Origin of the sequence: Halomonas salipaludis (genome assembly GCF_002286975.1) — a bacterium.
GTDB lineage: Bacteria > Pseudomonadota > Gammaproteobacteria > Pseudomonadales > Halomonadaceae > Franzmannia > Franzmannia salipaludis.
Genome location: NZ_NSKB01000005.1, coordinates 315,549 through 328,684 on the forward strand (window position 1 = coordinate 315,549; position 13,136 = coordinate 328,684).

Below are 13,136 nucleotides of genomic sequence, written 5' to 3' on the forward strand. Positions count from 1 at the left end.
TTCAAAGACCGAGCCAGCGCGGTACGCTCATGACGATGCCTTCCGGCCAGACGATGACGGCGAGCAGCACGAACAGCATCACGGCGATGAAGGGCAGGTTGGCGTAGGTGATGCGGATCACATCGACCTTGGCGATCACGCTGGTAATGAACAGCGCGGCGCCTACCGGGGGGGTCTGCTGGCCGATGCCCCAGCACAGGATCACCACCATGGCGAACTGCAGCGGATCGATGCCGAGCAGCTGCACGCTGGGTAGGAACAGCGGCACGACGATGAACATCATGGCGATGCCGTCGAGGAAGGTGCCGGCGATGATCAGTACCAGGCTGAGGATCAGCAGGAAGCCGATCGGGCCCATATCGAGCGCGGCAATGGGACCCAGCACCAACTGGCCGAGGCTCTGGTAGGTGAAGGTGTAGCCAAGCGTATGAGCGGCGGCGGTGACGAACATCACCGCGCCGGTCAGCACGGCGCTCTCCACCAGGGCGCGGTAGAGCATGCGTAGCGAGAGCGAACGGTACAGCAGCATGCCGGCGACGATGCCGTAGGCCACGGCTACGGCAGAGGCTTCGGTGGGGGTGAAGATGCCGCCGAGAATACCGCCCAGGATGATCACCGGCATCATCAGGGCGGGCAGGGCACTGACGAAGGTCTTGCCGAGTTCGCCAAGTGAGAAGGCCGCCTCGATGGGGTATTGGCGTTTGACCGATATCCACCAGGCCATGGTGATCAGGCCGACTGCCGTGAGTACGCCGGCGATCAGGCCGGCGGCGAACAGCGCGCCTGTGGAGAGGCCCATGTAAGCGCTCAGCAGTACCATGGGTACGCTGGGCGGGATGATGATGCCGATGGTGGATGACGAAGCCGTAACCGCGGCGGTGAAAGGTGCCGAATAACCTCGCTTGACCATCTGCGGAATCATCACCCCTCCCACGGCGGCGGTATCGGACATCGAGGTGCCACTCATGCCGGCGAAGAACATCGAAGTGAGGATATTGACTGCCGCCAAGCCACCGCGAATGGCGCCGACCAGAGCGCGTGCCAGTTGTATCAGGCGCGCCGAGATGCCGCTGTGGTTCATGATCTGGCCAGCCAGGATGAACAGCGGTACCGCCAGCAGCGGGAAGGATTCGGTGCCGCGGTAGAGGCGCTGGACCAGCACCAACATGTCGACGCCGGAGTAGGCCAGTACGCAGATCGAGACCAGCGTGAGGGCGAAAGCGATCGGCATGGCCAGGCCGATCAGCGTCAGTAGCGCCAGCAGGATGACGAGCAGGATCATGACGCACTCTCCTCCAGCGCGGCATGCTGGGCGGCCTCATAGGGCGGCACCTTGGCCCTGACGGCGGCGACGCATTGACGTACCAGCTCCAGCAGCATGCCGACACCGGTAATCGGCACGGCGATGTAGAACAGCCACTGGGGGGCGCCCAGCATCAGGGTGGTGCGGTGCGAGAACTGCAGGGTTTGTTCGATGCCCCAGATCACCATGACCGCGCAGACCACGCCGATCAGCGTCTGGTTGATGAAGAACAGCAGCCACTGGCCACGGCTGGGTAGCAGCGCTGCGATGACGTCGATGCGCAGGTGTGCGCCCTGGCGCAGGGCGAGATAGCCGCAAAAGAAAGTGACGTAGACCAGTAGTCCGACCAGCACTTCGGCGCTCCAGGACAGCGAAGCATTGAACACATAGCGGGCGAGTACCGCTGCCATGGCCAGTACGGTGATGGCAGACAACAGCAGAGCGGCGACCGCTTCGAAAAGACGATCAAGCATGGTGAGGCTCCCGGGAGTAGGGCAGGCCGGGAAGGCCTGCCTGTGGTTGGAGGCGGCTCAGGGATGGTTGGCGATGCGCTCCACCATGCCACGGGCCTCTTCCGAGAGGTCCTGTGTGAAGGCCTCCCAGAGCGGCTGCGAGGCCTCGATGAAGGCGTCGATGTCGACTTCGTTGACCTGCATGCCGTTCTGCTCGACCAGGTCGATCACGCTCTGGTCGGCGTGTTCGCCGAAGGCCTCGGTGGCCGCGAACGCCTTCGCGCCTCCCTCGAGCAACGCCTGCCGAACCTCCTCGGGAAGATCCTGGAAGCGCGCTTCGTTCATCAGCAGGAAGCCGACGGTATAGACGTGCCCCGACAGCGAGAGGTAGTCCTGCACTTCATAGAAACGACTGGCTTCGACCTCGACCAGTGGGTTTTCCTGGCCGTCGAAGACACGTGTCTGGAGCGCAGAATAGAGCTCTGGATAGGGTAGCGGTGAGGCGTTGGCACCATAGGCGTTGAACATTTCCACCCGCTGGCGGCTCTCCGGGGTGCGGATGCGCAAGCCACTCAAGTCATCAGGTGTTGCGATGGGGTGACGGTTGTTGGTGATGTGACGAAAGCCCCCCTCGTAGAAACCGATGACCCGGTAATCCTGCTCTTGGAGCTGCGCCTTGATGGCTTCGCCTATCTCGCCGAGGAGCACGTTTCTCACATGCTCCCGATCGCGAAACAGATAAGGCAGCGAGAGGATGCCCAGGTCTTCATCGACGGTCGTGATCGGCGTTTCGATGGTGGCGATGTCGAGCGTGCGAGTGTCGAGTGATTCGATATTGCTGATCTGGTCGCCGAGGGAGCCCGAGTGGAACAGATTGATGGCCACTTCATCGTCAGTGGCGGCTGCCACGTGCTCCACCAGGGCGCTCAGGCCCGCCATCTGGATGCCCTGCTGACTGCCGATGGTCGCAGCACGCAGCTCGATGTCCGCGGCGGTAGCGGAGTTGGTGAGTCCAACGGCTAGCGCCAACGCGGTAAACAGGGGGAGGGATGGGAGAGACTTCATGATGACGCTCCTTGGGTTGTTGTTGAGGGAGTCGTGTCATGGGTTGAATGATCACGTGCCTCTTAGCCTAGGGGGTCACCATGTAGGGATATAGAAGATTCAAGACATATTTTTGAATATAAGGGACGTCTAGCCGTATGCCACTGACGCAGCATGGGGCTGGTGCCCCCGCCGTCTCGATTCGCTCGGGTTGCAGCCGTAGTGAGTCGTGAAGTCACGAGAGAGGTGTGCGGCATCGGCAAAGCCGCAGTCGGCAGCGATCTCGGCCACCGAACTGTCGGTGTGGTGTAGCAGCCACTCGGCGTAGCGTAGCCGCATGGTCTTGAAGTAGCGCATGGGCGTGGTGCCCATCTCTTGCCTGAACAGGCGGTCCAACTGGCGGGGACTCAGGTTGATCCGCTCCGCCAGCCCCTGGGTGTCCAGCCGGGCATTCAGTGACTGCTCCATGGTCAGCACGGCGACGCGCACACGCTCATCGCGAATTTCATGAATGGCTTCGAAGAAGTGGGTCTGCGGCGAGTTGGAGGTGCGCATGCCGTTTAGGATCATGTGTCGAATGGCCTGTTGCGCCTTCTCCGGGCCACACCGTCGACGGATCAGGTGCAATGCCATGTCGGTCGCCCCCGACGACCCGGCACAAGTGATGACCCGAGCGGATTCAAGGAACAGGCGATCGGGCGTCGCATCGATCTGTGGGAATTGCTGGCGAAAGTCGTTAATGACGTTCCAGTGCACACAGACCCGCTGGCCCTTGAGCAAGCCGGCCCGCGCGATGGAGAAGGTACCGGTACAGACGCCGACCAGCTTCACGCCCTGCTTGCAGGCTTCCTTCAGGTAATCGCTGAGTCCCTTGTCTTCGTGAGGATCGAGGTAATTGTTGCCGCCGCATACGGCGATATGGGTGAAGTGGCACGGGTCACGGTAAGAGGTTTGGGGGTGGACTTCCAGGCCGCAGCTCGAGGTCACTGGTCCCGGCCCCATGATCTGCCAGCTGCAATGAATCTGTCGGCTGCGTCCGCCCTTATCGGCAGCCAGGCGCAGCGAGTCGATGAAACCGGCAAAGGCATTCAGTGTGAAAAGTGGCAGCAGGATGAAACCGACACGCAGCGGCGGCTGTTGGAGGTGGGGCATCGATGGCCTCATCACGGCGAGCGAAAACGACAGTGCGTTAGTATGCGCCCACGCTGGCGGATCTTCGAGGCCAAGGCAATGTCATCGGATATCCTCTCCCGGTGGCAGGTCGAGGGTAGAGGGGGGTAGCATGAAAGCGTCGAGGCGCAGCTACGACCACACTGTAGCCCATCACGTAAGGACACGACATGGCTTCTACTCGCCGTGAGCTGGCGGCATTGATCGAGCAGGGGGCAATACCCCCCGGGCAGGTGGGGCAGGCGGTCGCGCTCTCCGGGCTGCATCCGTCGGGGCGGGCCTGGGGCCTGTTCGTGGACCGGCTGCTGTTGTGGCTGGGTACGCTGGCGCTGGTCTTCGCGGTGATGTTCCTGGTCGCCTACAACTGGAACGAGATGCCCCGCTGGCTGCGTTTTGGGCTGGTGCAAGCGGCACTGGTGGCGGCGATTGCCGTCTACTGCTGGGCCGAGGGGCGCGGCATCGTGAAAAATAGGGTCGCCCGGGCGGCACTTATGTCGGCCTCGCTGCTGCTGGGCGTGTTGCTGGCGCTGTTCGGCCAGGTCTACCAGACCGGCGCCGACCCCTGGCAGCTGTTCTGTATCTGGGCGCTATTGATGCTGCCCTGGACGCTGGTGGCGCGCTTCGATGCGCTGTGGGTCCTGTGGCTTGGGCTGCTCAACCTCTCCGTGGCGCTCTATTTTCGTACCTGGAGCGGCGCCTTTGGCCCCTTTTTCATCAGTGACGCTGCCGCCCTGTGGGGGCTGTTCGTGCTCAACACCTCGGCGCTGGTGGTATGGGAGCTGGGTGCTCGGCGCTGGCAATGGCTGTCGGCTGGCTGGGCCACGTGCCTGCTGGCGCTGGGCAGCGGCATCCCGGTGACGCTGTTGGTGCTCGCCTGGCTCTTCGATGAGCGGTCGGGCTTCTCGGCCGCCGCACTGGTCTATCCCGCCTGGCTGGCGGCGCTCTACGTCGTGTATCGCTACTGGCGAGCCGACCTTTTCATGCTGGCTGGGGGCTGCCTGTCGGTGATCGTGGTGGTGACCGCCTTGATTGGCCGCTATTTCATGCGCCAGGGGGATCCGGGTGGCTTGCTGGTGCTGGCGATGGCGGTGCTGGGCATGGGGGCCATGGCAGTGATCTGGCTCAAGCGGCTTCACCGGGAGATGTCGGCATGACGGAATCGCTCAGAGAGAGGCTCGACCGGGCGGGCATTACGCTGGCCGAAGGCGAGGCGGCGCCAGCCATCGAGCCGCCCTGGTTCGTACGCGCGCTGCAGGCGTTCTCGGGGTGGCTGGCGGCGCTGTTCCTGCTCGGCTTCATCGGCATGGGGATGGTGTTCATACTCGAGAGCAGTATTGCCGCCGCCGCGCTGGGGCTGGTATTGATCGCCGGCGCCTATGCGCTGCTGCGCGGCAACGGCGGCGATTTCGTCGAGCACCTGGGGCTGGCCGCAAGCCTCTGCGGGCAGCTGCTGGTGGCCTGGGCGCTGGCCCATGCCCTGATCAATCAAACCGCCGGCCTGTGGTGGGCGCTGCTGCTGCTTCAGGTGATGCTCGCCCTGGTCATGCCGAGCCTTACCCATCGTGCCCTGTCGGCGTTGGCGGCGAGCCTGGCGCTCTATATGGCCTTGAGCGAGAGCCTCTCGGCGGCGCCCATCGCCGGCGGCCTGGTGCTGCTGGTAGCCGTGGCGCTGTGGCTCAACGAATTTCGCTGGCCGGCACGAATGCGCCAGTGCCAGGCGCTGGGCCATGGCCTGCTGCTGGGCCTGCTGGCCATTCAGGTGATGGAGTATTCCGGCCAGTCGCTGCTCATGGAGCTTCATCGGGATGGCCTGGTGCTGACCTGGCTGGCGCCCTGGATGGGCGATGCGCTGGCCACGCTGGCGCTGTTGCTGCTGCTCCGCCATATCTTCCAGCGCGAGGCCCACGCTATGGCACCACGCGTGCGGGTGGCGGCCTATGGCGCCGCCGCCGTCGTCATGCTGCTCTCGCTGCAGGCCCATGGCCTTAGCCAAGCGGTGGTGGTGATCACGCTGGGGTTTGCCATCGCTCACCGGCTGATCATCGCGCTTGGCGTGCTGTTGCTGCTGTTGGCCATGGCCAACTACTACTACTGGCTGGAGGTCACGCTGCTGACCAAGTCTGCGACGTTGCTGGCACTCGGCGTGCTGCTGCTGGCGCTGCGCTGGGGGCTGCAGCGCTGGTGGCGACGGGGTGACGGGGAGGTGGCGCGATGATGTCCTCCGTCAAGTGGCGCCGGGGGCTGGTGGTGGTGGCCACCCTGCTGATCCTGGCGCTGGTCAACTGGGCGATCTGGGCCAAGGAGCGCCATCTGGCCGAGGGTGAGGTGGTGTATCTCGAGTTGGCGCCGGTGGATCCGCGCTCATTGATGCAGGGCGATTACATGGCGCTGAACTTCGAACTCGCCAACCGCATCAGCGAGGCTCGCGGCGCCCAGCGCTCGGAGGGCGGCGAGCCGCTGGCCGCCGATGGCCATGTGGTCGTGCGACTGGATGCGCAGCGCGTCGCCGGCTTCCAGCATCTCGATGCCGGCGAGCAGGCGCTGGAGGTCGATGAAATGCGCCTGCGCTATCGGGTGCGTAACGGCCGGGTGCGCTTTGCCACCGACGCCTTCTTCTTTCAGGAGGGCCACGCCGAACGCTTTGAGCCCGCCCGCTACGGCCAGTTTCGCGTCAACCAGCGCGGAGAACCCCTACTGGTCTCGCTGCACGACGCTGAGCTCGAGCAGCTCGGAGAGATGGCGCGATAGGGGGCATGGCGAGGGGCGTAGGTTGGCTCGTCGGGAACGGCACTGGCCTGCGTTCGCCGACGGTTCGTACAAAACCTAGGACAGCCAGCATTGGGCAAACTTCTCGGCCGTTAATGGCTGGTCAAAGTAGTACCCCTGTGCCTGAGAGCACCCCATCGAGAGTAATGCGCTTGCCTGAGCCTGGTGCTCAATGCCTTCCGCAATCGTCCCCATCCCCAGCGTGTTCGCCATGGCAATAATCGTTGCGACGATGACACGGTCATTGTCGCTAATCAGCATGTCGCGGACGAAGGAGATATCAATTTTGATTTTATCTGCAGAAAAGCGTTTTAGGTAAGCCAGCGATGAGTAGCCGGTTCCGAAATCATCGATCGAGAGCCCTAGCCCCTTACTCTTCAACACCTCTGTCATGGAGATGGCTTTTTCAGGATTATCCATGATGCCGCTTTCGGTGATTTCCAGGCTGAGTTTGGAGGGGGGGATGTCGAAGTGAGAGCAGCTGTTGAGCAAGTGGGTGACCAAGTCGTCCTCTTCAAACTGGGCGGCGGCAATGTTAATCGCCAACTGCCCTGGCATGTCCTGGCCTTTATGATGCCACTCGGCAAGCTGCCGGCAGGCTTCTTCGATGACCCAGTGACCAAGTGCGACGATCATGCCGCGCTCTTCGGCGATGGGAATGAACTTGCCCGGCGATACGTTGCCAAGCTCCTCATCATACCATCGGCAAAGGGCTTCGGCGCCAATCAACTTGCCGCTATGTAAATCCACCTGAGGCTGAAAGTGCAGACTCAGCCTACTTCCTGCTATGGCAGCGGTTAGGCGTTTGGCGATATGTAGTTGCTCTGAGACGACACGTTCCATCCAAGGTTCGAATATGCAAATGGCACGTTTTGCGCGCTTCGCTTGATACATGGCAATATCACTGCGCTTCAACAGCTCCAGAGGCGTTATCGCATGCTTGGGATAGAGTGAAATACCGATTCCCACGGAAATCTGAAAAGAGTGTTGCTCTACAACAATAGGTGGTTCAATGCTATCGCAAAGCCGTTGAGCGGTGGCTAGCGCATTAACCTCACCTGCTGCTGGGCAAATCACTATGAATTCATCACCACCTAACCGAGCCAAGAATTCGCCTGTATTTAGTGAGGCAGAGAGGCGGCCGGCAATGGTCTTTATAACCAAGTCGCCCAAGTCGTGGCCGGCGGTGTCGTTAATCTCTTTGAAATGGTTGAGATCCAGCAGTAGTAGGGCAGTCCTTGACGGTTTATGGTTAGTCAGGACGTGCTCTAAATGGTGCATGAATGCGGCACGATTAGGCAATTGAGTGCCGGGGTCACAAAAGGCTAATTGGCGTATCCGCGCTTCATCTTGCTGACGTTCTAGCTCTGATGCAGTTCTTGCGGCAAATATCTGCAATACATTGCGCACGATATTTACATCACTCAGCGGTTTTTTGAACATCACGCCGATAAGTCCCATCGGCTGCCCATGGCTATCATCCAGTCGACGTCCTACATATCCATTCACCCAAGAGAGCGCGCCGTTGGTCTCGGCTGGCAGCATGATGGCAGCTCCCTCATGAACGATGCACTCATGTTCAACCATCACCTTGTGGCATGGTACACCGGGAAGATAGTAGGCAAAATTTTTCTGGTGCTGGCCATTTACATACAGCGTCAGAGTGTGGGCTATGTCAGGATCTTGCTTGTCCAGCAGGGCAATGAATCCGACTTCAGCAAATAGTGCCTCAGCCATATGGGCAGTGAGCTGATGCAGAAATGCTTCGTCATTTTTTCCAGATACAGCGGTCGCGACGTTAACAACGGTGTGGTGAAGACGTTGTTGTTCATTAATGGTGTTCATCGGAGCCTCATCATGTTGTCCAACTCTTTTCAGCGCCCGCTTGTTGTGTGATGTCGTTTACTACCTGTATGAACTCCCTGTAACTGTGCTGCCTATCAGCCATAGGGTGAGAAGCCGGTTGTTAATTACTAGCCCGCTCGCGATCGGGTACCATATAGCGTGGCCATGAGCGGTCGCTCGATTTCGGCGAGCTCGTCACCTCGACCGAAGGTGTTCTTGATCTTCTCAAATCGCTCATGTCGCCCACCTTGACATCTATAAAGCTAGTTATTGAAAGCGCCTCTCGAAATGTAATCGCTCAGTCGCTTTTCGATTAAAAACAGTTTCATTAAATTACATTTTTCTAATTTAATGGAGCAGCAAGCAGGCGCTATTCCGCATAGAAGCTCATCGCATATCAGTATAAGAAACTGTGAAACTATCGTTAGGCAGTGCTTTTTTCTGGAATCTGGCGGCATCTATGGTGCGCTGGCGAGCCATTATGTATCATTAAGTATCAAAAGAATGCAAAATGTAAAAATAGGCTTCTATTTCAACCTTATGGGTTGATATTCAACCTAAGCAGTCCTTCATGTCAATAGGTCGCTCCTCAACCATCTAGGTCCACATGGAGGGCGTTGTGAATAAAACAGAACAGAAACGGCTAGCAGGCAGCATTGGTCGAGCTATTGCCAAGCAGCGGGTTCTCAGTCAATTGACCCAAGAAGAAGTTGCTGAGCGCTTAGGTGTTGGTAATGAAGCCGTTTCGCGAATCGAGCGGGGACGTGTAATTCCCAACATTGTGCGCTTAATAGAGCTCGCGGAGATTTTAAACTGCGAAGCCGCGGAGCTGCTCGGCCAGGCCAGCTCGCATGTTGATGATCAGGCAAGCAGAATGAAACAGTTGTTATCACCTTTAAAGCCAAGTGACCGCCAATTGGTTGTGGATGTTGTAGAAAAGTTGACTGTCAGGCTAAGGGTGGATTGAATATAATTGCGATGTTGCGCTTGTCTTTCATTGCGTCTGCTGCAAATAACGAGGAAATATTTTGTTATGACAGGCGAGTGCGTTTCCACCATCTCCAGCGCTCGGCAGTCGATCACTGGCGGGCGCTGTTAAGCACCCTGCTGGCGCTCACGGCTAGCAGGGAGATCTCCCACGGCAGCATTCCCCGTGAGACTGGTTGGTAGAGGGTATATGATGGGGGCTGTTACTCAAGCTTGCGTCCGGAGCCACATGACCAGGGACAGCGTTCATCAAATCTTGATTGCGGCCGAGCTGTTCTTGCTGGCACTCCCGGTCAGTGTGATCTGTATGCTCTTCAGCCTGGCCTTGCTGTTCACCGTGAGCTTTCCATGGAGCTTGGAAGCATTGCTGATTATACATTTCGTGCTGATAGGCAACCTGGGGATTGTGGGTCTATGGTGGGTGGCGGTCGCGTATCTTCGCTATCCTGGAGCGGGCCTGAAGAAGCCGCAGTGGGAGTGGCGGGCCGCCTGTCTCGGGGCCGGGCTGGTGAGCGTTTCACTGCTGCTGCTGGGCCTGATCGTCGCCGGCTGGCAAGCGCCAGAGGCCGCGGTCATCGTGGCCACGGGCAGTTTGGCCAGCCCGCTGCTGGTGCCGTTTCTGCATCTTGCCTGCCTGCGGCGAACGCCGCTGGCCAGGCAGTGAGGCACCGCCCGGATCGAGCGTTTCCAGGAGCGGATCATGACATCTCCTGGCAAGGGCCAAATTTTCCGGTAGCCATAACGCATCAGGGCCCGCCGAGGCGGGCCCTGATATCGACCCCGTGGGGTTCGAACACTCGTTAACCGTTACGTTATGCGAGTTGCTTGATATTTGAAGCCTGGAGGCCTTTTTGGCCCTGGGTCACGTCAAAAGAGACGGAGCTGCCTTCTTCCAGGGATTTGAAGCCTTCTGCCTGAATGGCGGAGAAGTGGGCAAAGACGTCATCACCACCGTCGCTCGGTGCGATAAAGCCAAAACCTTTTGCGTCGTTAAACCACTTAACTGTGCCAGTTGCCATAATGTCGATCCTTTCGCGCTTAGCGCCTTGCAATATTACTGGTTTTACCCAGATGTGCAGCGGGTAGAACGAGATAAAATTACAGACTGCCGAAGAAAATCGTACATTACTGAATTACTTACCGTTAACTAACCTGCTTTACCTACGGTGTCACGGTTATTCGCTCGGGTCAAAGTCTTTTTTGATTTTTGCTATTTAATAGTCCACCTACGGCTGGACGAAACGGTCGTCGGTGAGCTGTACTGCTAACAGCCTTGGGGGCGGCGCACCCCAAGCAGCGCTGTCTGAGGGAAGAGACGGCGGTCCGCTTCAATTAGGAAGAATGGCATGACAGGAAACGGCGCAAGGCGTCTGTTGGCAGTATGGGCCGCAATGGCAGTGGCCATTCTCCTTGCTGGGCCCGGGGTGGCCCAGATGTCGCAAGGCACGGACGCGAATGATGGAGATAGCGAGGAGGGGGAATGGTTTCTTCTCGATTCCATCAATGCCGGGCTCGATGAGGTCCCGGAACAGCTCCGGCGGGAAACACCGCGCGAGACAATCCGCAGCTTTCTGGCGCTTACCGAACAGGAGGATTTCGTCGCTGCGGCGCATGTGCTCAACCTTGGCGAACTGGGCCCTGCAGAGCAGCGAGAGAGGGGGGCAGAGCTGGCCAGGCAACTGGCCGAGGTGCTGCAGCGTGGTGAGCGGCTGAATGTCTCTGACCTTTCCGGGCGCCCAGATGCCGCTATCGAGGATCCGTCGGGGCAGCACCCGCAGGCAGGTCAGCCGCGTCGAAACCTCGAACTCGCTTCGCTCGATGCCGAGGGTGATACCTACGATATCCGCCTGGCCCGCTATCGAGTCGAGGGCGAGGACCCGGTTTGGCTGATCACTCCCGATAGCGTCGCGTCAATTCCCGTGCTCTACGAGGCGTTCGGTCCATCGCTGCTGGAGGCGTTCATCCCTGAGCGCTTCAAGGCGACGCTCGGCATGCTGCAGATCTGGGAGTGGATCGCGATCCCGCTCTTCCTGCTAGTGACCGGCCTGGTAGGGTGGGGGGTCTATGGTCTTGTCGGCCTGCTGGCGCACTGGTCCCCGAGTGGCGCACCGAGTATCTTCACTGGCAGGATCCGCGTCCCCATGGCTCTGCTGGTCATGGCCTTCGTAGCCCAGGCCGTGCTCGACTATGTTGTCTCCTTCACGGCCGTTGCCACTACCTTCATGCGGGTCTTGCTGATCATCCTCATCGCCTGGGGTGTTGGTACGATTGCGCTGCGCCTGGTGGATACTCTTCTGCTCAAAGTGACTAGGCGGATCGCCGGGGAGATCGACGACACCAAGCCCCGCGACGAGCGCAAGCTGCTGACTACGCTCTATGCGCTGCGCCGGATCATCATCCTGATCACGGTCGTTGCGGTTACCGTCTATGTACTCAGCCAGATCCAGCTCTTCGAGACGCTGGGCATGTCGCTATTGGCGTCGGCCAGTGTCGTGACTGTGCTGGTAGGTATCGCGGGCCAGGCAGTGCTGGGTAATATCCTCTCCTCGTTCCAGGTGTCCTTGGCCAAGCCGATACGCATCGGCGACCTGGTGATGTTCGAAGGGCAGTGGTGCTACGTGGAGGGCATTTTCTATACCTTCATACGGCTTAGGGTCTGGGACGAGCGGCGCTTGATCGTGCCGGTGACGTACTTTGTCTCCAGGCCCTTCGAGAATCTATCGATAAAGGGCGCCAAGCTGTGCCGGACGCTGGAGTTGGTGCTCCATTTGAGCGCAGATATCCCGACTATCAGGGAGAAGTTCATGGCGTTCGCCAAGGAGGAGGACAACGTCATCGAACACCACAAACTTTGCTGCTATGTCACCGGCCAGAGCGAAAGGACCCAGACAGTCTCCTGCTATCTCATGGCCTCGGATCCTTTCGCCGGCTGGATAGCGGAAATGAATGTCCGCGAAAGGCTGATGGCCTTCATTCGTGACAACCACCCCGAGTGGTGGCCGCGGGAGATAGCCGTGCTCAGTCAGCATGATATCGCCAAGGGCGGGCATCCAGATGCGCGTGAGCCAAGTTAGCCGCTAGCCACAACACAGCAGGGCCCGCCGAAGCGGGCCCTGCTATCGAACCCGGAGGTTCGACGAACTCGTCAGATCGTTAGATCAGGCGATTGCTTTGATGTTCGACGCCTGAAGGCCTTTCTTGCCCTGGGTCACGTCAAACGAGACGCTTTGACCTTCCTGCAGGGACTTGAAGCCTTCGGACTGAATTTCGGAGAAATGGGCAAAAACGTCATCGCCGCCGTCAGACGGAGCGATAAAACCAAAACCCTTTGAATCGTTGAACCACTTAACTGTGCCAGTCGTCATAATAAAATCCTTTCGCGCTTAGCGCTTTGCAATACAATCCTGGTGTTACCCAGACGATAAGTAGCGGGTAAAACAAGGAATACAATTACAGGCTGCCGAAAGAATTCGAATGCTTCTGGAACTATGCTTGCTTGCTAACCAACTGCCACTACAGTGGCATGCCTGACGGTGCGGGTCAAAGGGTTTCGGGTATTATTTTTCATT

Annotated in this window: 13 protein-coding genes; 6 read left to right on the forward strand and 7 right to left on the reverse strand. The window is 59.2% G+C overall.

Translation table 11 applies throughout. The features are described from left to right. Window position 1: 1 nt before the first annotated feature. The 4 genes from CK498_RS14660 to CK498_RS14675 form a co-directional block, all read right to left on the reverse strand. The gene (locus CK498_RS14660; protein ID WP_095621598.1) at window positions 2-1,282 is read right to left on the reverse strand and encodes a TRAP transporter large permease; all 1,281 of its coding nucleotides are present in this window, start codon (window positions 1,280-1,282) and stop codon (window positions 2-4) included. Beyond that, window positions 1,279-1,776, reverse strand: a complete 498-nt coding sequence (locus CK498_RS14665) for a TRAP transporter small permease (RefSeq protein WP_095621599.1) — start codon at window positions 1,774-1,776, stop codon at window positions 1,279-1,281. The genes CK498_RS14660 and CK498_RS14665 overlap by 4 nt, the downstream gene beginning before the upstream one ends. A gap of 57 nt (window positions 1,777-1,833) precedes the next feature. Further along, complete coding sequence (locus CK498_RS14670) at window positions 1,834-2,820, reverse strand: TRAP transporter substrate-binding protein (RefSeq protein ID WP_095621600.1); 987 nt, start codon at window positions 2,818-2,820, stop codon at window positions 1,834-1,836. A gap of 129 nt (window positions 2,821-2,949) precedes the next feature. Then, window positions 2,950-3,951 (reverse strand): GlxA family transcriptional regulator, encoded by a 1,002-nt coding sequence (locus CK498_RS14675; protein ID WP_095621601.1) that lies wholly within the window; start codon window positions 3,949-3,951, stop codon window positions 2,950-2,952. A gap of 188 nt (window positions 3,952-4,139) precedes the next feature. On the opposite strand from CK498_RS14675, the gene CK498_RS14680 reads away from it, so the two are divergent. From CK498_RS14680 to CK498_RS14690, 3 genes are read left to right on the forward strand one after another with little or no spacing between them, the layout of a single operon-like run. After that, window positions 4,140-5,123, forward strand: a complete 984-nt coding sequence (locus CK498_RS14680) for a DUF2157 domain-containing protein (protein WP_095621602.1) — start codon at window positions 4,140-4,142, stop codon at window positions 5,121-5,123. Further along, window positions 5,120-6,184 carry a DUF4401 domain-containing protein gene (locus CK498_RS14685; RefSeq protein WP_095621603.1) on the forward strand — a complete coding sequence of 355 codons (1,065 nt, stop codon included), beginning with the start codon at window positions 5,120-5,122 and terminating at the stop codon, window positions 6,182-6,184. Before CK498_RS14680 ends, CK498_RS14685 begins: the two co-directional genes overlap by 4 nt. Beyond that, entirely contained in the window at window positions 6,181-6,717 is a 537-nt protein-coding gene (locus tag CK498_RS14690) for a GDYXXLXY domain-containing protein (protein ID WP_095621604.1), read from the forward strand. Before CK498_RS14685 ends, CK498_RS14690 begins: the two co-directional genes overlap by 4 nt. 75 nt (window positions 6,718-6,792) lie before the next feature. On the opposite strand, the gene CK498_RS14695 is transcribed toward CK498_RS14690, so the two are convergent. Next, entirely contained in the window at window positions 6,793-8,580 is a 1,788-nt protein-coding gene (locus tag CK498_RS14695; protein ID WP_095621605.1) for a putative bifunctional diguanylate cyclase/phosphodiesterase, read from the reverse strand. Window positions 8,581-9,199: 619 nt separating this feature from the next. Here CK498_RS14695 and CK498_RS14700 point away from each other — a divergent pair. After that, window positions 9,200-9,547: a helix-turn-helix domain-containing protein gene (locus tag CK498_RS14700; RefSeq protein ID WP_095621606.1), complete on the forward strand. Its 348-nt coding sequence runs from the start codon at window positions 9,200-9,202 to the stop codon at window positions 9,545-9,547. A gap of 249 nt (window positions 9,548-9,796) precedes the next feature. Continuing rightward, the gene (locus CK498_RS14705; RefSeq protein WP_095621607.1) at window positions 9,797-10,231 is read left to right on the forward strand and encodes a hypothetical protein; all 435 of its coding nucleotides are present in this window, start codon (window positions 9,797-9,799) and stop codon (window positions 10,229-10,231) included. A 148-nt stretch (window positions 10,232-10,379) separates the two neighbouring features. On the opposite strand, the gene CK498_RS14710 is transcribed toward CK498_RS14705, so the two are convergent. After that, on the reverse strand, window positions 10,380-10,586 hold the full coding sequence (locus CK498_RS14710) for a cold-shock protein (RefSeq protein WP_076746423.1): 207 nt from the start codon (window positions 10,584-10,586) through the stop codon (window positions 10,380-10,382). Between the two features lie 327 nt (window positions 10,587-10,913). Between CK498_RS14710 and CK498_RS14715 the strand changes: the two genes are divergently transcribed. Then, window positions 10,914-12,641 (forward strand): mechanosensitive ion channel family protein, encoded by a 1,728-nt coding sequence (locus CK498_RS14715; protein WP_095621608.1) that lies wholly within the window; start codon window positions 10,914-10,916, stop codon window positions 12,639-12,641. An 84-nt stretch (window positions 12,642-12,725) separates the two neighbouring features. Here CK498_RS14715 and CK498_RS14720 read toward each other — a convergent pair whose 3' ends face one another. After that, window positions 12,726-12,932 (reverse strand): cold-shock protein, encoded by a 207-nt coding sequence (locus tag CK498_RS14720; RefSeq protein ID WP_095621609.1) that lies wholly within the window; start codon window positions 12,930-12,932, stop codon window positions 12,726-12,728. Between the last annotated feature and the right edge of the window lie 204 nt (window positions 12,933-13,136).